20 protein-coding genes are annotated in these 21,687 nt (G+C 70.7%); 9 read left to right on the top strand and 11 right to left on the bottom strand.

Going from position 1 to position 21,687, the window contains the following annotated elements; genetic code table 11:
• Nucleotides 1–3 precede the first annotated feature (3 nt).
• The 3 genes from AMYNI_RS0132230 to AMYNI_RS0132240 all read right to left on the bottom strand — a co-directional run bounded on the left by AMYNI_RS0132230 (nucleotide 4) and on the right by AMYNI_RS0132240 (nucleotide 1,861).
• Nucleotides 4–531 carry a DinB family protein gene (locus AMYNI_RS0132230; protein ID WP_020672227.1) on the bottom strand — a complete coding sequence of 176 codons (528 nt, stop codon included), beginning with the start codon at nucleotides 529–531 and terminating at the stop codon, nucleotides 4–6.
• Nucleotides 532–629: 98 nt separating this feature from the next.
• The gene (locus tag AMYNI_RS0132235) at nucleotides 630–1,172 is read right to left on the bottom strand and encodes an RICIN domain-containing protein (protein WP_169515785.1); all 543 of its coding nucleotides are present in this window, start codon (nucleotides 1,170–1,172) and stop codon (nucleotides 630–632) included.
• A gap of 137 nt (nucleotides 1,173–1,309) precedes the next feature.
• Nucleotides 1,310–1,861 (bottom strand): TetR/AcrR family transcriptional regulator, encoded by a 552-nt coding sequence (locus tag AMYNI_RS0132240; protein WP_026361216.1) that lies wholly within the window; start codon nucleotides 1,859–1,861, stop codon nucleotides 1,310–1,312.
• A 51-nt stretch (nucleotides 1,862–1,912) separates the two neighbouring features.
• Here AMYNI_RS0132240 and AMYNI_RS0132245 point away from each other — a divergent pair, with 51 nt between their 5' ends.
• Together AMYNI_RS0132245 and AMYNI_RS0132250 are read left to right on the top strand one after the other, a co-directional pair.
• Nucleotides 1,913–2,962, top strand: coding sequence for an FAD-dependent monooxygenase (locus AMYNI_RS0132245; protein WP_020672230.1), 1,050 nt, complete (start codon nucleotides 1,913–1,915; stop codon nucleotides 2,960–2,962).
• 36 nt (nucleotides 2,963–2,998) lie between these two features.
• Nucleotides 2,999–3,511 (top strand): GNAT family N-acetyltransferase, encoded by a 513-nt coding sequence (locus AMYNI_RS0132250; RefSeq protein WP_020672231.1) that lies wholly within the window; start codon nucleotides 2,999–3,001, stop codon nucleotides 3,509–3,511.
• On the opposite strand, the gene AMYNI_RS0132255 is transcribed toward AMYNI_RS0132250, so the two are convergent.
• Nucleotides 3,495–4,718 (bottom strand): alpha/beta hydrolase family protein, encoded by a 1,224-nt coding sequence (locus AMYNI_RS0132255; protein ID WP_211225523.1) that lies wholly within the window; start codon nucleotides 4,716–4,718, stop codon nucleotides 3,495–3,497. The genes AMYNI_RS0132250 and AMYNI_RS0132255 overlap by 17 nt on opposite strands.
• A gap of 216 nt (nucleotides 4,719–4,934) precedes the next feature.
• On the opposite strand from AMYNI_RS0132255, the gene AMYNI_RS45785 reads away from it, so the two are divergent.
• Complete coding sequence (locus AMYNI_RS45785; protein ID WP_084628523.1) at nucleotides 4,935–6,059, top strand: fatty acid desaturase family protein; 1,125 nt, start codon at nucleotides 4,935–4,937, stop codon at nucleotides 6,057–6,059.
• Between the two features lie 25 nt (nucleotides 6,060–6,084).
• On the opposite strand, the gene glpK (AMYNI_RS0132265) is transcribed toward AMYNI_RS45785, so the two are convergent.
• Complete coding sequence (gene glpK / locus AMYNI_RS0132265) at nucleotides 6,085–7,593, bottom strand: glycerol kinase GlpK (protein WP_020672234.1); 1,509 nt, start codon at nucleotides 7,591–7,593, stop codon at nucleotides 6,085–6,087.
• Nucleotides 7,594–7,622: 29 nt separating this feature from the next.
• On the bottom strand, nucleotides 7,623–9,335 hold the full coding sequence (locus AMYNI_RS0132270) for a glycerol-3-phosphate dehydrogenase/oxidase (RefSeq protein ID WP_020672235.1): 1,713 nt from the start codon (nucleotides 9,333–9,335) through the stop codon (nucleotides 7,623–7,625).
• Nucleotides 9,336–9,453: 118 nt separating this feature from the next.
• On the opposite strand from AMYNI_RS0132270, the gene AMYNI_RS0132275 reads away from it, so the two are divergent.
• Together AMYNI_RS0132275 and glpK (AMYNI_RS0132280) are read left to right on the top strand one after the other, a co-directional pair.
• Complete coding sequence (locus AMYNI_RS0132275; protein WP_026361217.1) at nucleotides 9,454–10,224, top strand: IclR family transcriptional regulator; 771 nt, start codon at nucleotides 9,454–9,456, stop codon at nucleotides 10,222–10,224.
• The gene (gene glpK / locus AMYNI_RS0132280; protein WP_020672237.1) at nucleotides 10,221–11,738 is read left to right on the top strand and encodes a glycerol kinase GlpK; all 1,518 of its coding nucleotides are present in this window, start codon (nucleotides 10,221–10,223) and stop codon (nucleotides 11,736–11,738) included. The genes AMYNI_RS0132275 and glpK (AMYNI_RS0132280) overlap by 4 nt, the downstream gene beginning before the upstream one ends.
• A gap of 188 nt (nucleotides 11,739–11,926) precedes the next feature.
• On the opposite strand, the gene AMYNI_RS0132285 is transcribed toward glpK (AMYNI_RS0132280), so the two are convergent.
• Nucleotides 11,927–12,775 carry a peptidoglycan-binding domain-containing protein gene (locus AMYNI_RS0132285; RefSeq protein WP_040407520.1) on the bottom strand — a complete coding sequence of 283 codons (849 nt, stop codon included), beginning with the start codon at nucleotides 12,773–12,775 and terminating at the stop codon, nucleotides 11,927–11,929.
• An 84-nt stretch (nucleotides 12,776–12,859) separates the two neighbouring features.
• Nucleotides 12,860–13,426, bottom strand: a complete 567-nt coding sequence (locus AMYNI_RS0132290; RefSeq protein WP_020672239.1) for a helix-turn-helix domain-containing protein — start codon at nucleotides 13,424–13,426, stop codon at nucleotides 12,860–12,862.
• A gap of 80 nt (nucleotides 13,427–13,506) precedes the next feature.
• Here AMYNI_RS0132290 and AMYNI_RS0132295 point away from each other — a divergent pair, with 80 nt between their 5' ends.
• A complete protein-coding gene (locus AMYNI_RS0132295) occupies nucleotides 13,507–14,358 on the top strand; it encodes a class I SAM-dependent methyltransferase (RefSeq protein ID WP_020672240.1) in 852 nt (283 codons plus the stop codon).
• A 52-nt stretch (nucleotides 14,359–14,410) separates the two neighbouring features.
• Here the strand turns inward: AMYNI_RS0132295 and AMYNI_RS0132300 are convergent, their stop codons facing one another.
• Nucleotides 14,411–15,124, bottom strand: coding sequence for a DJ-1/PfpI family protein (locus AMYNI_RS0132300; protein WP_020672241.1), 714 nt, complete (start codon nucleotides 15,122–15,124; stop codon nucleotides 14,411–14,413).
• Between the two features lie 261 nt (nucleotides 15,125–15,385).
• On the opposite strand from AMYNI_RS0132300, the gene AMYNI_RS0132305 reads away from it, so the two are divergent.
• On the top strand, nucleotides 15,386–16,969 hold the full coding sequence (locus tag AMYNI_RS0132305) for an outer membrane protein assembly factor BamB family protein (protein WP_020672242.1): 1,584 nt from the start codon (nucleotides 15,386–15,388) through the stop codon (nucleotides 16,967–16,969).
• A 39-nt stretch (nucleotides 16,970–17,008) separates the two neighbouring features.
• Nucleotides 17,009–20,029 (top strand): amidohydrolase family protein, encoded by a 3,021-nt coding sequence (locus tag AMYNI_RS0132310; protein ID WP_020672243.1) that lies wholly within the window; start codon nucleotides 17,009–17,011, stop codon nucleotides 20,027–20,029.
• Here AMYNI_RS0132310 and AMYNI_RS0132315 read toward each other — a convergent pair.
• Together AMYNI_RS0132315 and AMYNI_RS0132320 are read right to left on the bottom strand one after the other, a co-directional pair.
• On the bottom strand, nucleotides 19,975–20,457 hold the full coding sequence (locus AMYNI_RS0132315) for a DUF6292 family protein (RefSeq protein ID WP_020672244.1): 483 nt from the start codon (nucleotides 20,455–20,457) through the stop codon (nucleotides 19,975–19,977). The two genes, AMYNI_RS0132310 and AMYNI_RS0132315, sit on opposite strands and share 55 nt — an antisense overlap.
• A gap of 64 nt (nucleotides 20,458–20,521) precedes the next feature.
• Nucleotides 20,522–20,962: an Hsp20/alpha crystallin family protein gene (locus tag AMYNI_RS0132320; protein WP_020672245.1), complete on the bottom strand. Its 441-nt coding sequence runs from the start codon at nucleotides 20,960–20,962 to the stop codon at nucleotides 20,522–20,524.
• Between the two features lie 106 nt (nucleotides 20,963–21,068).
• Here AMYNI_RS0132320 and AMYNI_RS0132325 point away from each other — a divergent pair, with 106 nt between their 5' ends.
• On the top strand, nucleotides 21,069–21,683 hold the full coding sequence (locus AMYNI_RS0132325; protein WP_020672246.1) for a hypothetical protein: 615 nt from the start codon (nucleotides 21,069–21,071) through the stop codon (nucleotides 21,681–21,683).
• Nucleotides 21,684–21,687: the final 4 nt, after the last annotated feature.

Below are 21,687 nucleotides of genomic sequence, written 5' to 3' on the forward strand. Positions count from 1 at the left end.
TTGTCACACAAGGGAAGCGGTTCGCAGCAGGCGGAGCTGGCCGATTTCGGCGGCGTTCTTCATCAGTTCGGCGTTCACCCAGCCCGCCATATGCGCGACGGTCAGCTCGGGGCTGTCCGGCCAGGGGAACGGCGCGGTGGCGTCCAGCTCGGTGTCGGTGAGCCGGTCCAGCACCGCCAGCCACTCCAGCCGGAGGCCACGCAGCCAGTCGATGGCCGCCTGCCCGTCGCCAGGCCAGGCTATTTCGGTGCGGTGCCGTGGTTTCCGGCCTTGTGCGTGGTCCAGGGTCACGGTCCACCACCAGCCGAGGTGCCAGCCGACCCAGCCGATCGTCGGCACCGGGATCGGCTCGGGCTCGGTGTCCGCCCAGTCCGGTGTCCACGCCCCGTCGGCGTCGCGGCGCACCGCCCAGCAGTGGGCCGCGGGCTCCCAGCCGAAGTCTTCCGGCTTCAGTTGTTCCAGGTGGACTTCGAAAAGCGACCAGGTCAGGTCGAACTGCCAGCGCAGAAGGTCGCGGCGGGAAACGGACATCGGCGGATGGTGTCAGCGCCCGTCCCGGCCCGCAAACGGTTTTCGGTCGTCTCGCACCCTGGCCGGGTGGGACGCGAACCGTCCCACCCGGCCGAGGATCAGCTGTACTGCCAGGTCTGCACCGCGAGTTCGTTGCAGTGCCACTGCTGCAGGGCCGCGCCCGCGCCGCCCCAGTCCTTGTCGTCCACGCAGAGGCCGCTCTTGAGGTTCCTGATGGTCAGCGAGTTGGTGCCGGCCCGGTACAGCGCCCATTGCTGCATGTCGCCGCTCCAGCAGGTCCACTGCTGCAGTTCGACGCCGACCGCCGTGCTGCCGTTCGGCACGTCGAGGCACTTGCCGCTGTTCATGTTGACGAACGCGTAGTAGTTCACGCCGTTGATGGTGCTGATCACGTCCAGCCGCCATTTCTCCGGCGTCCCGCCGTAGCAGTCCCATTGCTGGATCCGGCCGCCGTCGGCCTTCGAACCGTTGGCCACGTCCATGCACAGGTGACTGAAGTCGTTCTTGAACTGATAGGGGCCGTACGAGACGGCGAGCGTTTCCGCGCCGGGCGTTCGCGCGGACGCCGTTGGGGTGACGAGAAAGACGGCTACCATGCTGAAGGCGGCCAGCAGCATGACGAAAAGCCTCGATCTTCGCATCAAAGTTTCTCCTCCGACAATTTGTGCCATCGAATTGTTCGGAGTCGAGCCTAGAGCGAGCGAATCGTGGTCGGCTGCGCCACCGGGGCACGGTTTCTGCTGCGATTTTCCGGGATTTCTGACCGGATGTCCGCCCTTTAGGTCGTTTCGTCGGTCAGGATGGCGCGGAAGCCGGGTTCGGGATCGAAGGGTTCGCCGGGAAAGGTGAGCTGGTGCAGCACGATCCCGTCGAGCTGGGCGATCAGCCGGCGGTACCGCTCGCGCGGGGCGGGCAGGTCGAGCCCGGCCAGCCAGTCGGCGCCCCAGTCCAGTACCGCGGCCCGTCCGCCCGTCAGCAGCTCCGCGAGCTCGGGGCGGGTCCCGGCTTCCAAGAACAGCGCGTACCTCGCCCTGGTCCGCGTCCGGCCCGGTCCGATCGAGTGCCGCGCCAGCTCCGCGAGCGTTTCGGCCAGTTCGTCGATGCCGCCCGGTGCGCGGCTGGTGAACCGTTCCCAGGCGCGCCGGTCCTCCTCGACCAGGTGCGCCAGCACGCCGTGCAGCAGGGCGGCGCGGTTGCGGAAGCAGTTCGACGTGGTGCCGGCCGGAACCCCGGCTTCCTGGTCCACGGCCTGGTAGGTGAGGCCGCGCGCCCCCTCGGCGCCGACCACGGTGAGGGCGGCGTCCAGCACCTGCTGTCGTCTGCGGCTCATGTCTCACTATAAACATAGTGAAAAACACTATGAACGTAGTACTCTCGTCCCATGAACCGGAGAGCGATAGTTGTCGGTGGTGGTATCGGTGGCCTCGCCGCCGCGGTCCACCTGCGTGCCCACGGCTGGCGGGTGGAGGTGCACGAGCGCTCGGCAGCGCTGCCCGATACCGGCACCGTGCTCGGGATCTGGCCTTCCGCCCTGCGCGCGCTGGACACCCTCGGACTCGGCGAGCAGGCCAGGGACCTCGGGCCCGCACCGTCCGGCAGCAGCTTCCTCCGCGCGGACGGCAGCCGGATCGGCTCGCTCAACGTGGCGGCGATGCGCGGCGGCGGCCTGCGCATGCTGTCCCGGCCCACGCTGCTCGGCCTCCTCGCGGGTGCGCTGCCCGCCGAGGCGCTGGTCTTCGGTTCGCCGGTGTCCGATCTCGACCGTTTCGACTCCGATGTGGTGATCGCCGCGGACGGGATCAACAGCGGCATCCGGACCGGGCTGTTCGGCGAGCGCTACCGCGCCAAGTACACCGGCAGCACCGCCTGGCGCGGCAGTGCCCCCGGAAAGACCGGCGCCATGACCGAAACCTGGGGTGAAGGTGCGCTGTTCGGGATGACTCCGCAGGAAGACGGCAGCACCAACTGGTACGCCAGCGCGCGGGCGCTGGAAGCCGATCGCGCGCCCCGCGGCGAGGCCGCCACCATTCGTGTCCACTTCGGACACTGGCATCACGGGGTGCGGCAGGTGCTGGACCGGCTCGACGAGCGAACCGTCCTGCGGCACGACCTCTACCACGTCGATCCGCCGCTGCCTTCCTATGTCCGGGGCAGGGTCGCGCTCGTCGGGGACGCCGCGCACGCGATGAGCCCCATCCTCGGCCGCGGCGGTTGCGAGGCGCTGCTGGACGGGGTGGCACTGGCCGACCGCCTCGTCACACTGCCCAGGGTCGAAGACGCGCTCGCCGCCTACGACGCAGACCGGCGCAAGCCCACCCAGCGGTTGGCGCGGATGGCTTCGGTCACCTCCCGGATGATGCACGCGCGCAGGTTCACCGGTCTTCGCGATGCCACGATGAAACTGGCGCTGCGCTCCGCCCCGCTCGACTGAAAGAGCCTGAAAGAGCTCTGTCGTTACCCTGTACGGGTGTCCACCAGCGACGAGACCGTGCTGCTACGCCCGGCGACCCCTGAAGACGCACGGGCGGTCGCGGAGATCTGGTATCCCGGCTGGTGCGACGCCCACCTGGGGAACGTCCCTGACGAACTGGTCGTGGCGCGTGCACGGGAGTCGTTCTGGCGGCGAGCCGCGCAACGAGTCGGCGACACCGGCGACACCACCGTCGCGACTGTGGGCGGTGCGGTGGCGGGGTTCGTGATGGTGGTCGGGGATGAGGTCGAGCAGGTCTACCTGGCGGCGCGGCACCGTGGGACCGGGCTGGCCGGTGTGCTGCTCGCCGAAGCGGAACGCCTGGTCGCGGCGAACGGCCACGAGCGGGCATGGCTCGCGGTCGTCGCCGGCAACGCCAGGGCCCGCCGGTTCTACGAGCGCAACGGCTGGGCCGATGAAGGTCTCTTCGATCATCACGCCGAGGGCACCGATGGGCCCATTTCGGTGCCGGCTCACCGCTACGTGAAGCGGGTCAGCTCCGGCCCGTGAAGGCGGGAAGGTGCTGGGCGAAGAAGGAAAGCACGTGGCCGCGCACCGCGGGCACCGACTCCGCCGGCTCGATCGCGCCGACCAGCCGCACCCGGTTCTCGGCGCTCATCAGCCCGGCGGCCTGCAACTGGGGTGCCTCGGCGCCGTAGTCGGTGAACACCCAGTGCGTGGCGTTTTCCAGCTGACGCCAGCGGGTGCAGCCTCGCGGGTGGGCGAGCATGGCCGACCAGGAGCGCTCGAACCGCGCGTCGCGGTAGCCATCCGTGCCCACCAGCAGCAGTGGCCGGTCCACCCCGTTACTGGCGACCGGGAACAGCTCACCCTCCTGGCCCGGCTCGTCCGGCAGGTAGTCCAGATAGCCCTCCAGGTTGACCGCCGCGTCGATGCGGCGGTCCTCGTACATCGCTTCGGCCGCGGTCCCTCCGCCCGCCGAGTGCCCGTACATGCCGACCCGCCGCAGATCCAGGGCGAGGCCGAGGTTTTCGGGCAGCTCGCGTGCTTCCGCATCTGGGTTCCGGCCCGCCGCCAGCGCGGTCAGCTCGTCCAGCACGAACCGGGTGTCCGCGATCCGGGTGGACAGCATCGTGCGCAGCGCTTGCGGATCGGTCTTGGGGTCGACCGGCAGGTCGATCGTGCGCACTCTGCCGCCGGGAAACTCGACCTCGCTGGTTTCGCCGGGGTGGTCGATGGTCACCACCACATAGCCGTGACTGGCCAGTTCTTCGGCGATCCCGGTGCCGATGGTGCGCGGGTCGGCGCCGCCTGGGCTGTACAGCAGCACCGGCCGCCGGACGGGCTGCGCGGGCGCGCCGGTGTGGGAGTGGGTCCGGGTGGCCGCCCAGTCCACCCCTTCCGTCGGTAGTTCCGGGTGCAGGAAGCCGGCGTCGATGGTCTTGAACGCCTCCGCGGCGGCGGGCGTCAGCTGCGGTGCGATCGGATGACCGCGGACGTCGCCGGCGGGGTAGAAAATGGTGGTCATCAGTTCCCTCGCCCCGAGATCCGGGTGCCAGGGGTCGAGCCTGGCGGGATCGACCAGGTGCAGCGTGGTGACCCCGATCCGGTGCGGACCGGTCGGCGCCGGCAGCCGCAGGGTGACCAGGCCCTCGTCCACGGTCTCGGCCATGGCAGTGCCGCCGCTCGCGAGCAGCAGCGCGACGGCGAGAACGGCGATCCTGCGGAACCTGCGGAATCTGAGGAACACAGCCACCCCCTGGACCTTCAGTCTATCCCGGCACCCGGGCCGGCTGGGCGATAACCCTCACCTGGTGACGAAGTGAAAACCCGATACGTGCGCTGAAATGACAACCGGCCGCTTTTTCCGGGCCCGTCGTTGACACTGCTATTCCGGCGCCCTTACGTTTTGTTTCTGCCGTATTCGGCCGCGAATCGAAATGAGGCCGGCGCGCTGGGAAGGAGTGGGTTGATGGTGAGTCAGGCCCGTATTCCCCGTCTTACTCGTGAGCAGTTCGAGGAGTTCGCGGGTGAGTTGGATGCGTTGCGGCGGGAGTTGGCCGAGGATTTGGGGGTGCAGGACGCGGCCTATATCCGGCGGGTGGTGGCCTGGCAGCAGCGGTTCGAGGTGGTGGGGCGGGCGTTGTTGTGGGCGGGGTGGTTCCCGCCGGCGTGGCTGGTGGGGACGGCGGCGTTGTCGGTGTCGAAGATCCTGGACAACATGGAGATCGGCCACAACGTGATGCACGGCCAGTACGACTGGATGGGTGATCCGGCGTTGAACTCGAAGATGTTCGAGTGGGACACCGTGTGCCCGTCCGAGCAGTGGCGCCACACCCACAACTACATCCACCACACGTTCACCAACATCCTCGGCAAGGACCGCGACATCGGCTACGGCCTGCTGCGCATGATCGACGCGCAGCGCTGGAACCCCTACTACTTGGGCAACCCCCTCTACGCGTTCGGGTTGATGCTGGCGTTCGAGTGGGGGGTGATGCTGCACGACCTGGAGATCGAGAAACTCCGCACCGGCCGCAAAACCTGGGCCGAAACCAAAGGTCTGCGCCGGCAGATGTGGCACAAGGGGGTCAAACAGGCCCTCAAGGACTACGTGCTGTTCCCGCTGCTCAGCGGCCCGGGCGCGGTGGCCACGCTGACCGGGAACGCGACCGCGAACCTGGTGCGCAACCTGTGGGCGTTCAGCATCATCTTCTGCGGCCACTTCCCCGAAGGCGTCGCAGACTTCACCGAAGACGAGTGCGAGAACGAGACCCGCGGCCAGTGGTACTACCGGCAGATGCTCGGCTCAAGCAACATCGACGGCAGCCCCCTGTTCCACATCCTGGCCGGCAACCTCAGCTTCCAAATCGAACACCACCTCTTCCCCGACATCCCCGCCCGCCGCTACCAGCAGATCGCGCCACGGATCAGGGAGATCAGCGACCGCTACGGACTCCGCTACAACACCGGCCCCCTCACCAAACAAATCGGCAACGTCTGGAAAAAGATCTTCCGACTCGCCCTACCACCGTCGCACGGTGGGACACCGGCCGTCGGGCGGAAGTCCCGCCGGGCGGGGCCGCGCGCCGCCTGACGGAGTTCGTTCGCCGTCTGAGCCGTTAAGCGGCGTCGGCCCAGTCGAACGATTTGGTGACCGCTTTCTGCCACTGGGCGTATCGCCGGTTCCTGGCTGCCTCGTCCAGCCGCGGTTCCCAGCGTTCGCCCTCGGCCCAGTTCGCGCGAACGTCCGCCTCGCCGTTCCAGTATCCGACGGCAAGGCCGGCGGCGTAGGCCGCGCCGAGCGCGGTGGTTTCGCTGACCACGGGACGGATGACCGGCACCCCGAGAATGTCGGCCTGGAACTGCATGAGGGTCTCGTTCACCACCATGCCGCCGTCGACCTTGAGCGCGGTGAGCCGCACACCCGAGTCGGCGTTCATCGCGTCCAGCACCTCCCTGGTCTGGAACGCGGTGGCCTCCAGCACGGCGCGCGCGAGATGACCCTTGGTGACGTAGCGGGTGAGCCCGACGATGGCGCCGCGGGCGTCCGGCCGCCAGTAGGGCGCGAAAAGGCCGGAGAACGCCGGGACGATGTAGGCGCCGCCGGTGTCGTCCACGGTGGTGGCCAGCGCCTCGATCTCGGCGGCGTCGGAGATCAGCCCGAGGTTGTCCCGCATCCACTGCACCAGCGACCCGGTGACCGCGATCGACCCTTCCAGTGCGTACACCGGCTCCTGCCCGCCGAGCTGGTGGCACACGGTGGTGAGCAGCCCGTGCTTCGACGGAACCCGCTCGGTGCCGGTGTTCATCAGCATGAAGTTGCCGGTGCCGTAGGTGTTCTTGGCCTCCCCGCGGGACAGGCAGGCCTGCCCGAAGGTAGCCGCCTGCTGGTCGCCGAGGTCACCGGCCACCGGCACCCCGGCCAGCGCGTCGAGCCCGCGGCAGTGCCCGTACACCTCCGAAGAGGACCGGATCTCCGGCAGCATGGACAGCGGAATGGCCATCTCCTCGGCGATCTCGGCGTCCCAGGACAAAGTGGACAGATCCATCAGCATGGTGCGGGACGCGTTGGTGGGGTCGGTCAGGTGCAGGCCGCCGCGCACCCCGCCGGTCAGGTTCCACAGCACCCAGGTATCCATGGTGCCGAACATCAGGTGCCCGGCCTGCGCCGCCGCCCTGGCACCGTCCACATTGTCCAGTATCCAGCCGATCTTGGGTCCGGAGAAGTAGGTGGCCAGCGGCAGCCCCACCTTCGCCCGGTACCGGTCGCGGCCCTGTGCGCCGGCCAGTTTCGCGACGATCTCCTCGGTGCGGGTGTCCTGCCACACGATCGCGTTGTGCACCGGCCGCCCGGTCCGCCGGTCCCACACCACCGCCGTCTCCCGCTGGTTGGTGACCCCGACCGCCGCGATGTCCGACGCGGTCAGCTCGGCCTTGGCCAGCGCCGCCGCGGTCACCGCCATGGTGTTCTCCCACACCTGGCACGGGTCGTGCTCCACCCAGCCCGCCCGCGGGAGGATCTGCGCGTGCTCCTTCTGGTCGATCGAGACCGCCCGCCCGGCGTGGTCGAAGACCATCGCCCTGGTGGAGGTGGTGCCCTGGTCGATCGCCAGCACGAACTGCTGCATCCGGATCCCTTCCAGCTCGCCGGTCGCCGTTACCTGGCGCCGACCCTGGCCTCCGGTGCGCCGAGCCGTTCCGCGTCGGCGGTGCGGTCGTCCGGCTGGACCTGCGACTCGCGTTCGGCTTCGACCCGCGCCCGGTAGCGGTCGACCTCGTAGGCCGCGGTCTCGGCGTCCCAGCCGAGCAGCGGGCCGACCAGCGCCGCCACCTCGGCGGCGCTTTCCGTGCCGCGGTCCCAGGTGTCCACCGAGACGCGCAGGCGGCGGGTCAGGATGTCGTCGAGGTGCAGCGCGCCCTCGTGCGAGACCGCGTAGTACGCCTCCGCCTTCAGGTAGCGCGGGGCGTGCGTGAGCGGCTCGGCCAGTTCCGGGTCCAGCTCGATCAGGTCGAGCAGCTCGTGCACCAGGCTGCCGTACCGGCCGAGCAGGTGCTCCAGCACCGGCACCTCGAGTCCGGCGTTCGCCGCCAGGTTGGCCCGGTTGTTCCACAGCGCCTGGTAGCCGTCCGCGCCGAGCAGCGGCTGGTCACGGGTGTTCGACCTGGCCACCGGGCGCGGAAAGTCCTTGACCGCCTCGTTCACCGCGTCGTCGGCCATCACGCGGTAGGTGGTGTACTTGCCGCCGGCGACCAGCACCAGACCGGGGGCGGCGGTGACCACGGTGTGCTCCCTGGACAGCTTGCTGGTGTCGTCCGACTCGCCGGCCAGCAGCGGCCGCAGCCCGGCGTAGACGCCGACCACGTCGTCGCGGGTGAGCGGCTTGGCCAGCAGCCGGTTGGCGTGGCCGAGGATGTAGTCGATGTCGCGGCTGGTGGCCGCGGGGTGCGCGAGGTCGTGCTGCCACGGGGTGTCGGTGGTGCCGATCACCCACAGGTCGTCGCTCCACGGGCACGGGATGATGAACAGCAGGCTCTTCTCGGTCTCGGTGATCAGCCCGGTGCGGGAGTCGATGGCCGCACGCGGGACCACCACGTGCACGCCCTTGGACGCGCGCACCCTGAACTGCCGCTTCGTCTCCGCCTTGTCCTGAAGCTCGTCGGTCCACACTCCGGCCGCGTTGATCGTCCGCCGGGCGCGGATTTCGTGCTCCTGCCCGGTTTCGAGGTCCCGCAGCACGGCGCCGGTCACCCGGTTGCCGTCGCGCAGGAAGCCGGTGACCAGTGCGCTGGTGGCCACCAGCGCGCCGGTGGCGGCGGCGGTGCGGGCCAGCATCATGGTGTGCCTGGCGTCGTCGAGCTGGCCTTCGTAGAACTTGACGCCGCCGTGGACGGCACCCTTCCTGGCGCCGGGGAAGGTCTCCAGCATCTTCCGCGCGCTGAGATGGCGGTGATGCGACGGCACTCCACGGCCCGCGCCGAGCACGTCGTACACGCCCACTCCGGCGCCCACGTACACCCGGTCGATGCCCCGCCGCTCCAGTGGGTAGATGAACTCGACCGGCTTGGCCAGGTGCGGGCAGAGCTTGTTCAGGATCAGGCTGCGTTCGCGCAGCGCCTCGAACACGAGCGGGAAGTGCAGCTGCTTGAGGTAGCGCAGCCCGCCGTGCACCAGCTTCGACGACCGGCTCGACGTGCCGGAGGCCAGGTCGCGCGCCTCCACCAGGCCCACCCGCAGCCCCCGGCCCGCCGCGTCCAGCGCGGCGCCGGCGCCGACCACCCCGGCGCCGATCACCAGCACGTCCAGTTCGGTGTCGGCCATGGACGTCAGGGCCCGGCGGCGGTTCTCCGGGGACAAAGCGGCGTTGCTCATGTCTGGGTACGACCTTCCGTTTTCGCAGGCGTTATGTGCCGGAAGCTACGACAGCGGACGGGGCCCGACAACGGACTCCGTTCGGCAATGCCGAACGCCCTCACCTAGGGTGGGCCGGGTGCGGGGCCTGGTGCAGTCGGTGGAGCGGGCGGCGGCCATGCTGCGCCTGCTGGCGGACGGGAGTGAGCCGATGGAGCTGGGCGTCATCGCCGACGCGCTCGGCCTGCCCAAGGGCACCGCGCACGGCCTGCTGCGGACGCTGAAGGAGGTCGGCTTCGTCGAGCAGGACGTGGCCGGCGGGCCGTACCGGGTGGCGGCGGACGTGTTCCGGCTCGGCCCGCGACCGATGGACCTGAACGAACTGCGCTCCCACGCGGTCGACTGGGCGGACGCGCTGGCCGCGCGCACCGGTGAGTCGGTCCGGGTCGCCGCGTTCGCCGACGGCCACGCGGTGACCGCGCACCACGTGTTCCGCGCCGACGGCAGCAGGCAGGTGCTGCGCACCGGGACGCACTTTCCGCTGCACGCCAGCGCGCTGGGCAAGGTGCTGCTGGCGTTCGAGCCCGGTGCCGCCCGCAGCCTTTACCACGCCGAGCTGGAGCCGCTGACCGGCCGGACCACCACCGACCGCCGGGCGCTGCAGCGCGAGCTGGCCGAAGTCAGGGACCTCGGCCACGCGGTGTCCGTCGAGGAGCAGCAGGCCGGCCTGTCGGGCATCGCGTCCCCGATCCGCGACCACGGCGGCTACGTGGTCGCGGCGGTGGGCATCGAAGGGCCGCCGGAGCGGCTGTTCGACGACAAGCTGCGCCCCCGCCAGGCGTTGGTGACGCAGGTGCTGCGCGCGGGACGGTCCATCTCGCGCGAACTCGGGCACGGGCGGCACCGATGAGCGAGCGTTATGTCGCGGCGATCGACCAGGGCACCACCTCGACCAGGTGCGTGCTCTACGACCGCCAGGGCCGGCTGGTGTCGGTGAGCCGGCAGCGGCACCGGCAGTACTACCCGAGGCCGGGTTGGGTGGAGCACGATCCCGCGGAAATCTGGTCGCAGGTCGCGCAACTGCTCCCGAAGGCGCTGCACGACGCGGGCGCCGAGGCTCGTGACGTGGTCGCGCTGGGCATCACCGGGCAGCGCGAGACCACCGTGGTCTGGGACCGGCGGACCGGCCGTCCCGCGCACCGGGCGGTGGTCTGGCAGGACACCCGCACCGAGGAACTGCTCGACGGCTGGGCCCGTTCCGTCGCCCCGGCCGACCTGCGGGCCCGCACCGGGCTGCCGCTGGCCAACTACTTCTCGGCGCCCAAGCTCCGCTGGCTGCTCGACCACCATCCGGAGCTGGCCGCCCGCGCCGAGTCCGGCGACCTGCTGTTCGGCACCATGGACAGCTGGCTGGTCTGGAACCTCACCGGCGGCGCCGACGGCGGACGGCACGTCACCGACGTGACCAACGCCAGCCGCACCATGCTGATGAACCTGGAGACGCTCGACTGGGATGCCGAACTGCTCGACCGGTTCGGCATCCCACCGGCGATGCTGCCCGCGATCGAGCCCACCATCGGCGGTTTCGGCGTCACGGCGGCCGGGGTGCCGGGCATCCCGATCGGCGCGGTGATCGGCGACCAGCAGGCGTCGTTGTTCGGGCAGACCGCGTTCGAGGCGGGGCAGGCGAAGTGCACCTTCGGCACCGGAAGCTTCCTGCTGCTCAACACCGGCACCGAGCTCGTCCGGTCCAGGCACGGCCTGATCACCACGGTGGCGCACAAGATGCGCGGCGAGGACGCGGTGTACGCGCTGGAGGGCTCGGTCGCGATGAGCGGCGGGATCGTGCAGTGGTGCCGGGACAACCTCGGCCTGATCCGCTCCCCGGCCGAGATCGAGACGCTTGCGTCCACTGTGGACGACAACGGCGGATGCTATGTGGTGCCCGCCTTTTCCGGGCTGCTGGCCCCGCACTGGGACAGCACCGCGCAGGGCGTGATCGTCGGGCTGACCGGGTACGTGCGCAAGGAGCACATCGCCCGCGCGGTGTTGGAGGCGACCGCGTGGCAGACCAGGGACGTGGTGGACGCGATGAACGCCGACGCCGGGGTGCCGGCCACCAGCCTGGCCGTGGACGGCGGCATGACGGCGAACAACCTGCTGATGCGGCTGGTGGCCGACTTCCTCGGCATCCCGGTGGTGCGGCCGATGATGACCGAGACCGTCGCGCTCGGCGCGGCATACGCGGCCGGGCTCGCGGTCGGCTACTGGCCGGACCGCCGGGTGCTGCGCGGGCACTGGCGCCGCGCCGCCGAATGGCTGCCGGAGCTGGACCCGGCGCGGCGGGAAGCCGAACTGGGCAACTGGCGGCACGCGGTGCACACGGCGTCGGTGTGGGGCCGCCGCCCCCACGAGCCCTCCTGACCACCGGCGTGTTTGCCCTCCCGGCCGCCGTGTTGGCCGTCTGCGACACCGAGTTGGCCGGTTCCGGCAGGCTTTCGACCGACTGCGACCACGGGGTCATCGCCGCGAACGGGCCAACTCGATGCCCGGAGTGGCCAACTCGGTGACGTGAGCGGCAAACACGGCGACGGGGGCGCAGGGGGCGGGTGTCAGCTGCGCTGGTATTCCTCCCAGGTCAGTTTCGGGGTGACGACCGGGCCGTCGTCGGCGCCGCGGTTGGCCAGGCCGTTGAGCCCGAGGTAGTAGTCGCCGGCCTGGTGCTGCGCGCCGCTGGACTGGTCGGGATCGGACACCGCGATCGCGTGGATGTGGTAGCCCCAGTCGCCCTGCGAAGGGGTGCGGACCCAGGCCGCGAAGCCGACCTTGCGCAGGTTCCTGGCGACCGTCGTCCTGGTCTCCGCGGTCATTCCGGACACCGAGATGTCCAGTGCGCCGCCACCGTCATGAGTGCCGGCCGAGCCGCCGACCCCGCCGGGGTTGTAGGACCCCTGGGTGATGCCGAGCTGCCTGCCGAGCAGGCCCTCCGCGGCCACCAGCATCGCCTTGGTGCGGGTGTTCATCAGCGCCCCGTGGTAGGTGACCTTGGCGCCCGCGGTGACCACGTTGCCGACGGTGAACCGCTCGGCGCCCAGTTTCTGCAGCGAGGTCTGGCCGGGCAGGCCGGACGCGTCGATCCCGGTGTAGCCCAGCGAGCGCTGGTAGGCCGCGTAGGCGGAGATGGTCGAGGTGCCGAAGTGACCGTCCACGTACTGGGCGGTCAGCAGGCCCTTCGCGGCCAGCGCCTGCTCCACCAGCAGCACGCTGTCCTTGCTGCCGGGGGTCAGCGCGCTGTCGGCCCGGCGCGGGTCGATCTGCGCCGCCTTGAGCACCGCCTCCATGTTGGCCGCCGGCAGTGCCACGAGTGCGCTCGCCTGCGCCGGTGCGGCCACCGCGAGCGTCAGCACGGCCGCCGCGGCGACCTGGGTGAGCCGCCTCCTCCCGAAGACTTCCGATCGCATCCCCATGACTGTCCTCCACTGGTCCGAAGCAGGCGTGCGGCCAGCGTGACCGGTGCGGATACAAGCGGCGTACAAACGCGTGCGCTATTTGTCGCGGGGTCGCGCCCTGGTGTGCATGCGCTCGCCCTGCGGCCCGAACAGGCTGAGGATTTCCACCGGTGCCTCCCCGGTGCTGCCGAACCAGTGCGGCAGCCGGGTGTCGAACTCGGCAGCCTCGCCGATCTTGAGCACCACGTCGTGCTCGGCGAGTACCAGCCGCAGTTTCCCGCTGAGCACGTACAGCCATTCGTAGCCCTCGTGGGTACGCGGGTCGGGTTCGCTGCGGCTGGTGCCGATGACCATCTTGAACGCCTGCAGGCCGCCGGGCTGCTGGGTCAGCGGGACCACCGTCAGGTCCCCGTGCCGGTGCGGCTTCAGCCGCACCCGCGGGTCGCCGACCGGTGGCGCGCCGACCAGCTCGTCCAGCGGCACCTGATGCGCGTGCGCGATCGGCAGCAGCAGCTCCAGGCTCGGCTTGCGCTGCCCGGACTCCAGCCTGGACAGCGTGCTGACCGAGATCCCGGTGGTGCCCGACAGCGACGCCAGGGTGCAGTTGCGCTGCTGCCGGATGTGCTTGAGCCTCGGTCCGACCGCGGCGAGTACGTCTTCCATCCGTCTATTGCAGAAACAGCAACAAGATTTGTCAAGCACTCCGGGGTCGGCGCATGGTGGGTACCAGGAGGTGCCCAACCATGGAAAAACCTGGTGCGGTCAACGATTTCGACTGGGCCGCGATGGCCGACATGCTGGAGCTCGAAGGTGAGACGCACAGCCCCTACGTGCGACAGGCACTGGAGGAGCTCGAACACCTGAAGCCACGGCGGATCCTGGACATCGGCAGTGGTCCAGGGGTCGCGGCCTGCCGGCTGGCGGCGGTGTTCGGGCAGGCCGAGGTCACCGCGGTGGACGGGGCGCCGGAGCTGCTGGCCCGCGCCCGCGAGCGGGCCGAGCGGCTCGGCGTGTCCCTGCGGACCAGGGTGGCCGAGTTCCCGGACGGGCTGGCCGGACTGGGCACGGCGGACCTGGTGTGGTCCGGGCAGGTCGTGCACCACGTCGGCGACCAGCAGGACGCGCTGAACCGGCTGGCCGGGCTGCTGGAGCCGGGCGGTGTGCTGGCCATCGTCGAGGGTGGCCTGCCGTCCAGCTCGCTGCCGCGCGACCTCGGCTTCGGCCGTCCCGCGCTGCAGTCCCGGTTGGACGCGGCGATGGCGGAGCGGTTCAGCCGGATGCGGGCCGAGCTGCCGGGTTCGGTGGCGGTGGTCGAGGACTGGCCGGGCATGCTGCGGGCCGCGGGGCTCACCGAGGTGCGGAGCAAGACCTTCCTGGTGGACCGGCCCGCGCCGCTGGACGAGGGGCCGCGGCGGTCGGTGCGGCGGACGCTGGAGCGCTGCCGCGGCGGGCTCGCTGAGCTGCTGGACGCCGGCGACCTGGCCACCCTGGACCGGCTGCTCGACCCGGCCGACCCGGCCGGTGTCGACCGGCGTCCGGACCTGTTCCTGCTGACCGCGAAGACCGTGCACTTCGGCCACCGGCCCCAGAACTGACCGGAAGGTCCGCGCCGGGGCACCCTCGAGGTGCCCCGGCGGTGTCACGCGGTCAGTTCGGGCGCCAGACCGAGCCGCGGCGCTCGTACTCCAGGATGTTCTCCACTTTCACCGCGGTCGCGGCGCCGAGTTCCCGTTCCAGCAGCCACAGCGCGAGGTCGAGGCCCGAGGTGATGCCCCCGGAGGTGACCAGGTCGCCGTCGTCGACCACCCGCGCGTCCACGAGTTTCCCGCCCTGCGCGGCGAGGTCGGCCCTGGCGCCGCGGTGGGTCGTGCACGGCCGTCCCTTCGTGAGCCCGGCCGCGGACAGCACCATCACCCCGGTGCACAGCGCCGTCATCAGCACCCCCGAGGCGTGCGCGGCGGCCAGTGCCGCCAGCGTCCGCTGCTGCTTGATCACCTGGTGCACGCCCGGCCCGTCCGGGTTGGTGTACCCGCCTCCCGGCACCACCAGCAGATCGGCGTCGCCGGGGGACCAGCCGTTGCCGACGGCGATTTCCGTGCCGAAACTGGCCCGGATCCGCCCCGGGCGATCCGCGGTCACCATGGTCATGGTGACCGGCTCGCCGAGCTTGCTCGCCAGCGCGAGAACTTCCAGCGGTCCCGCGAAGTCCTGCTCTTCGACGCCGTCGAACATCAGCAGCTGAACGCGCAGGGGCTTGTCCATGGTCCTCGGTCCGGCGGCCGCGGTGGCCGAACCTGCGGCCACCCCGCCGAGTGCGGTGGCGGACAGGCCCGAGGTGCGAAGAAACGTCCGGCGATCCATGAGCTCTCCCTCTCCGGTGAAACCGTGCGTAGCCCAGAAGTCGGATCCGCCGGTGCCGGGGTTCCCGCCGTGATCCCTACCGCGCCGGTGCCGGTTTTCCAATAGGTCATCCGCAGGCAGCGGGTACCGGCCATCCGGCGAATACCGCTGATCGATAAAACGATCGTATGCCGCGAATTCGGTGAACACCAACGCCGGCCCTGGTTGGTTTCGCGCGGCGGGCAGTACGGTTCGCCGGGGACAATCGCCGGAGGATTCGAAATGACCCTTGTGCGGGTGAAATCACGGCTGATGGCGCTGGCCGGTGTCACGATTCTGTTTCTCAGCGGTGTGGTGAGCGCGAGCGGTGAGCCTGCGCGGCGCGGTGACTGGCCGAGCTGGCAGGGCGACAGTTCCGGCTCCCGCTTCAACCCGGCCGAGCACCGGATTAATCCGGCTACGGCCGGAAAGTTGAAACTCAAATGGGCCTTCGCCTATCCCAAGACCGGTTTTCCGGCGAAAAGCCAGCCCGCCGTGGTCGGCGGTGACATTTTCTTCGGCAGTCCGGACGGCAAATTCCACGCACTGGACGCGCGAACGGGTGCCGCGAAATGGAGTTTCGACCTGGCTTCGGTCGAGCCAGGTCGGGTTGGCGGGGTGGTGACGGACGGGCCGGCCGTGGCCCGCGGCAAGGTCTACTTCGGTGACGCGCGCGGCTACCTGTACGCGCTCGAGCAGCGGACCGGGAAGCTGGTGTGGGCCAGGAACACCGAATCGCACCCGGCCGGGATGCACACCAGCTCGCCGCTGTACCACGACGGCCGGATCTACGTCGGCGCCTCCAGCGGGGAAATGCTCAGCACCGACCGCCAGTACCCCTGCTGCACCTTCCGCGGTCATCTCGACTCGATCGACGCCGAAACCGGTGAGCTGGTCTGGCGGTACTTCACCGTGCCCGAGCCGCGGCCGGCCGGGACCTGGCCGAGCGGCGCGGTCAAGTACGAGCCCTCCGGCGCGGGAGTGTGGAGCTCGCCGGTCGTCGACGAGCGCACCGGCACCCTCTACGTCGGCACCGGGCAGAACTACACCGGCAGCGCGGGCGACTTCGACACCCTGCTGGCGCTCGACGCGCGCAGCGGCGCGGTCCGCTGGAAGCAACAGGTGACCAAGTCCGACACCTGGCGGGTGCTCTGCGGCTACCCCGACGCGGAGGGCTACTGCCCGGGTCTCAAGGACGGCACCGCGCTCGACTACGACCTCGGCGCCACCCCCACCCTCGTCCGGGCCGGCGGGCGCACGCTGGTCGGGATCGGCCAGAAGAACGGCGTCTACCACGCTTTCGACGCGCACACCGGCGAGGTTGCCTGGCGCCGGCAGCTTTCCGAGCCGATGCCGGGCGGCGGGCTCACCGGCATCCAGTGGGGCAGCAGCTACGACGGCCGGTGGCTGTACGCGGCCACCTACTTCGCCAACCCGGGCAAGGTGTTCGCGTTGAACCCCGCCAACGGGGACGTGCGGTGGCAGACGCCGAACCCGGCCAACGGCTGCCAGTGGGGCGGGGCCGCCGAGCATCCGGAGATCTGCGCGCTCGCGCACACCCCGGCGGTCACCACCAGTCCCGGCCTGCTCTACGAGGGCAGCAATGACGGCACGATGCGGATCTACTCCTCGCACACCGGCGAAGTCCTCTGGGAGTACGACACCATCCGCGACTTCCCCGGCGTGAACGGGCGCACCGGGCACGGCAGCGCCCTCTCCGGCAACGGTGGCGCCGTGGTGGCCGGCGGCATGCTCTACGTCCAGGCGGGCTACTGGCCCAGCTACCCGAGCGAACACGGCACCGTGCTGCTCGCCTTCGGCCTCTGACTCCAAAGTCTACAAAGGACATCCAAGAAGGACACTCAGATGAACGCGATGAACCGCCGCCAGTTCGCCGGTGCCGCACTCACCCCGGTACTGGTCCCCATGCTCGGCACGGCACCGGGAGCGGCCGCCGCCACCGGCCGCACGGACGACAAGGTCTCCGGCGAAGAGATCGGTGTCACCGTGCAGGAGGGCACCAACCTTGCCGTCACCGCCCGGCCCGGCGGCGACCGGATCATCCTGCACCTGCAGGGAAAACTGTTCACCGTGGCGCGGGCAGGCGGGACGGCGACCCCCTTCAGCGACGACTTCCTGACCCCGTTCTGGCCTTCGCTCAGACCGGACGGCGAGCTGATCGCCGTGCAGTCCTTCGCCGGCGGCATGTTCCACATCTGGACCCTCACCCCGGACGGCCGGGCCGTGCGGCAGCTGACCTCAGGGGAGTACGACGACCTGTGCCCGGCCTGGTCGCCGGACGGCGAGCTGATCGCCTTCACCTCGGCGCGGCAGGGCTCGAACGACATCTGGACCGTCGAAGCGCGGACCGGTGCGCTGCGGCGGGTCACCTCGACGGTCACCCCGGCGTCGCAGCCGACCTGGTCGCCGGACGGCCGGGAAGTGGCCTACGTGCGGGAAAATGCCATCGAAGCAGTCAACCTGGCCACCGGCGCGACCCGCGTCCTGGTGCCGGCCGCGCCGGGTTTCGTCTCGGCCCCGTCGTGGTCGCCGGACGGCGGGCGGATCGCGTTCATCCGGGCCCGTGACCGGGTGCAGCGGCTGATGGTTTCGGCCGCGCCGGGCACCGAAAAGCCGGCGGGCAGCTACGACGACGCGTTTCCGTTCCCCGCCGCCTGGCTGTCCCCGGACGAACTGCTCTACGGCGCCAACGGCAAGATCGTGGTGTCCCGGCTCAGCACGGACGCCGCCGCCATCGTCCCGTTCTCCGCGACCTTCCGGCTGGTCCGCGATCGCTACCCGCGCAAGCGGTACGACTTCGACTCCCGCCGCGAGCAGCAGGCGCGGGGCATCGTCGCGCCGGCGCTGTCCCCGGACGGCGGGTCGGTCGTCTTCATCGCGCTGAACCAGCTTTGGCTGCAGCCGATCGGCGGCGCGCCGCGGCGGCTCACCGACGATCCGTACTACAAGACCGACCCCGCCTGGTCGCACGACGGGCGGCGGCTCGCCTACGCCTCGGACAAGGCCGGCACCCAGGACATCTACGTGCTCGACCCGGAAACGGGCACCGAACGCCGGGTGACCGACTTGCCCGGCGCCCAGTTCGCCCCCGCGTTCTCGCCCGACGACCGGACCCTCGTCTTCCAGGACGACCGGTTCCGGACGCTGGCGGTGGACGCCGCGGGCGGGCCGGTGCGCACCATCCTCGGCCCGGTCAACACGCCGGGCCGGCCGAGCTGGTCCGCGGACGGCCGGACGCTGGCCTTCACCGTGTCCGCGCAGCAGCGCAACCAGATCCAGCTGGTGGACGTGGCTTCCGGTGGCACCAGGGTGATCGAGCCGGCGCCGTTCGGCTCGATCTCGGCGCGCGGCGACGACGGCCCGGTCTGGTCGCCGGACGGCCGCTGGCTGGCGTTCTGCCTGCGCGGCACGCTCTGGGTGCTGCCGGTGGACCCGCGCGGCACCCCGACCGGACCGGCGCGTGCGCTCACCGAGCACGCTTCCGACGCGCCCAGCTGGAGCGGTGACTCGCAGCGCCTGCTGTACCTGCACAACGGCCGGCTGCGGCTGGTCGCACTGGACGGTTCGGGCACCAGGGAGGTGACCACGAAACTGGCGTACACCCCGGACCAGCCAGGGGAGCGCCTGGTGATCCACGCCGGGCGGCTGTGGGACGGCCGCGCCCCGGAGCCGCGCACGGACGTCGACCTCGTGGTGGAGGGCAACCGGATCCGGAGCATCGAACCGCACCGGGGAGACCGGTCCCACCCGGGTCACCGGTTCGTGGACGCGTCCGGGCTGACGGTCACCCCGGGGCTGATCGACATGCACAACCACCAGCACATGCGGTCCAGATCGTTCGGCGACCGGCAGGGCCGCCTGCTGCTCTCCTTCGGCATCACCACCACCCGCTCGACCGGCGACCCGGCCTATCGGGCGCTGGAGGACCGCGAGGCGCTCACCGCCGGCGCCAGGGTGGGGCCGCGGTTCTTCATGACCGGCGAAATGTTCGAAGGCCCGCGCCTGTCCTGGGAGTTCGCCCGGCAGATCGCCGACTCCGGGCAGCTCGAGCTGGAGCTCTCGCGGGCGCGGGAGCTCGGCTACGACCTGATCAAGACCTACCAGCGGTTCCCGGACGACTGGCAGGCCGCGGTGACCGCTGCGGCGCACGCGATGGGCATCCCGACCACCTCGCACTACCTGTACCCGGCCATCGCGCACGGGGTGGACATGCAGGAACACCTCGCCGGGCCGACCAGGTGGGGCTTCGGGTTCTCGCAGAACGCCTCGCTCGGCATCGTCTACGACGACGTGATCCAGCTGCTGACCAAGGGCGGGATGGCGGTCAGCAGCACCCTGTTCAGCGCGAGCGCGCTGCTCGCGGACGACCCCGGCATCGTCGACGACCCCAGGGTCCGCACGCTGTTCACCGCGGCGCAGCAGGAGACCCTGCTGGCCAAGCTGCGCTGCGCGCAGGGCACCGGCCCGTGCGGTTTCCTGGACGGCAACGCCGAAGCGGCCCGCCGCGACGTCGCCGTGCTCAAACGCATCCTGGCCGCCGGCGGCACCGTGGTCGCCGGCACGGACGCGCCGCTGGACGTCACCGCGGTGAGCCTGCACCTCAACCTCCGCGGCATGACGAAGTACGGCCTTTCCGCGCACCAGGCACTGCAGACCGCGACGCTGGCCGCCGCCCGTCAGCTCGGGGTGGACCGCGAGCTCGGCACCGTCGAGCCGGGCAAGCTCGCCGATCTGCTCTTCAGCGAAGGCGATCCCACCCGGAACATCAGCGATCTGGCCAGGGTGCCGATGGTGCTGAAGAACGGCCGCCTCTACCAGAGGGACGAACTGCTGGCGCCGTTCCTGCCCGGGTCGGCGAGCCGGTAGCGGTCCAGCCGGTCGGTCAGCGCGTCCTGGTCGCCCGGTCGCCGGTGCCCCGGCGGGTCCGGCCTGCCGGGGGCCGGGTCGTTCGCGCGTGCCGCGGCGAGGAAGCTCGCCACTTCGGCCGGTTCGGGGAGCACGTCGCCGTTGTCCAGATAGGTGAGCACGATGAGGTCCTCGCCGGAGTGGGTCTCCACCGCGAGGGCCCAGCCGTGCCGCTCGTCCCACACCAGGGCCAGATCGCGGTCGGGGAAGCGCGGTAGCCGGTGGTCGAGCGCGATGTAGGCCGACATCGGAGCGCCGGTGCCCCCGAAATCCACCGTGCAGGACTCCATGCCGACACCGGCCGCGGTGGCCACGGCGGCCAGGTAGCCGCGCAGCCCGCGGACGAGCCGGAGATCGGCTCCGCCCGCCACGCCCATCAGGGTGTTCACGTGGTCGAACCTTTCGCCGTGGTCGCCGCCCCGCCCGCCGTGGCGGGGCGGCGACGGGTCGTGGTCAGGCGCTGATGGTCTTGGGTTCGGCGGAGGACCGGGAGATGGCGATCTTGCGTGGTTTCGCCTGTTCCCGGACCGGGATGCGCAAGGTGAGCACGCCGGCGTCGTAGTCGGCCTTGATCTGCTCGGTGTCCAGGGTGTCGCCGAGGAAGAGCTGCCGGGAGAAGACGCCGAAGGGCCGTTCGGCGACCTGCATCTCCACGGTGTCCTTCGACTCGAGCGGACGGCGTTCGGCCTTCACGGTGAGCACGTTGCGCTCGACGTCGAGCTCGATGGCCTCCGGGTCGACGCCGGGCAGGTCGAAGCGGACCACGAACTCGTCCCCGGCTCGGCAGGCGTCCATCGGGATCGCCGCGGGCTTCGACCAGGTGCCGGCGGTAGTGCCGAATACCTGCTGGGTCAGGCGGTCCAGTTCGCGGAACGGGTCGGTGCGCATCAACATCGTCGGTTCACCTCCGGTTGATCTGCGTCTGGTGTCAATACGCACCACTGTTCTAACATGTCGTCTAAATGATGACAAGCGTGATGTCGTCGAGAGGATGACCAACATGGGCACGGTGGACGAACCGGCCGACGCCATCCGCCTGATCGAGGCGGCGCTGGAAGCCGCTCGGGTCGGTGCCACCGACACCGCGCGGGTGCTGGACGCGCTCGCCGCACTGCGCGGGGTCCGGGACGAGCTGGCGGCCTGGGAGCCGGAGCTGATCACCGCGGCCCGCGCCGAGGGGGTGAGCTGGGCGGTGCTCGCGCCCGCGCTCGGGGTCGCCAGCAGGCAGGCCGCCGAACGGCGCTACCTGCGCCTGCAACCTTCGGTGACCGGGGAGACCACGGGGGAGGGCCGCGTGCGGGCCGAGCGGGACAAACGGGCCGGAGACCGCGCGGTGGCGTCCTGGGCGCGGGAGAACTCCGCGTCGCTGCGGCAGCTGGCCGGGCAGGTCAGCGCGCTGGACGGGCTGGGCGCCACCGCTCAGGAACACGCCGAACGCGTCCAGCGGGCGCTCGGGGACAACGACGCCGCGACCTTGCTCGCACCGCTGGCGGACGCGCACCCGCACATCGCCGAGCACCACCATGCGCTCGCGGCCAGGCTCACCACCGTCGCCGAGCAGGCCGGACGGCTGCGCCGCGACGCCGCCGACACCCGGCGCGCTCGCGACCAGTAGCGGT

The organism is Amycolatopsis nigrescens CSC17Ta-90 (assembly GCF_000384315.1).
Taxonomy (GTDB): domain Bacteria; phylum Actinomycetota; class Actinomycetes; order Mycobacteriales; family Pseudonocardiaceae; genus Amycolatopsis; species Amycolatopsis nigrescens.

Coding starts and splice junctions, on each gene's coding strand:
- AMYNI_RS0132325 (WP_020672246.1), top strand. CDS start 21,069: ATGGGCACGGTGGACGAACCGGCCGACGCCATCCGCCTGATCGAGGCG.
- AMYNI_RS0132270 (WP_020672235.1), bottom strand. CDS start 9,335: ATGAGCAACGCCGCTTTGTCCCCGGAGAACCGCCGCCGGGCCCTGACG.
- glpK (WP_020672234.1), bottom strand. CDS start 7,593: ATGCAGCAGTTCGTGCTGGCGATCGACCAGGGCACCACCTCCACCAGG.
- glpK (WP_020672237.1), top strand. CDS start 10,221: ATGAGCGAGCGTTATGTCGCGGCGATCGACCAGGGCACCACCTCGACC.
- AMYNI_RS0132320 (WP_020672245.1), bottom strand. CDS start 20,962: ATGTTGATGCGCACCGACCCGTTCCGCGAACTGGACCGCCTGACCCAG.
- AMYNI_RS0132240 (WP_026361216.1), bottom strand. CDS start 1,861: ATGAGCCGCAGACGACAGCAGGTGCTGGACGCCGCCCTCACCGTGGTC.
- AMYNI_RS0132285 (WP_040407520.1), bottom strand. CDS start 12,775: ATGCGATCGGAAGTCTTCGGGAGGAGGCGGCTCACCCAGGTCGCCGCG.
- AMYNI_RS0132230 (WP_020672227.1), bottom strand. CDS start 531: ATGTCCGTTTCCCGCCGCGACCTTCTGCGCTGGCAGTTCGACCTGACC.
- AMYNI_RS0132305 (WP_020672242.1), top strand. CDS start 15,386: ATGACCCTTGTGCGGGTGAAATCACGGCTGATGGCGCTGGCCGGTGTC.
- AMYNI_RS0132310 (WP_020672243.1), top strand. CDS start 17,009: ATGAACGCGATGAACCGCCGCCAGTTCGCCGGTGCCGCACTCACCCCG.
- AMYNI_RS0132290 (WP_020672239.1), bottom strand. CDS start 13,426: ATGGAAGACGTACTCGCCGCGGTCGGACCGAGGCTCAAGCACATCCGG.
- AMYNI_RS0132300 (WP_020672241.1), bottom strand. CDS start 15,124: ATGGATCGCCGGACGTTTCTTCGCACCTCGGGCCTGTCCGCCACCGCA.
- AMYNI_RS0132245 (WP_020672230.1), top strand. CDS start 1,913: ATGAACCGGAGAGCGATAGTTGTCGGTGGTGGTATCGGTGGCCTCGCC.
- AMYNI_RS0132235 (WP_169515785.1), bottom strand. CDS start 1,172: ATGCGAAGATCGAGGCTTTTCGTCATGCTGCTGGCCGCCTTCAGCATG.
- AMYNI_RS0132295 (WP_020672240.1), top strand. CDS start 13,507: ATGGAAAAACCTGGTGCGGTCAACGATTTCGACTGGGCCGCGATGGCC.
- AMYNI_RS45785 (WP_084628523.1), top strand. CDS start 4,935: ATGGTGAGTCAGGCCCGTATTCCCCGTCTTACTCGTGAGCAGTTCGAG.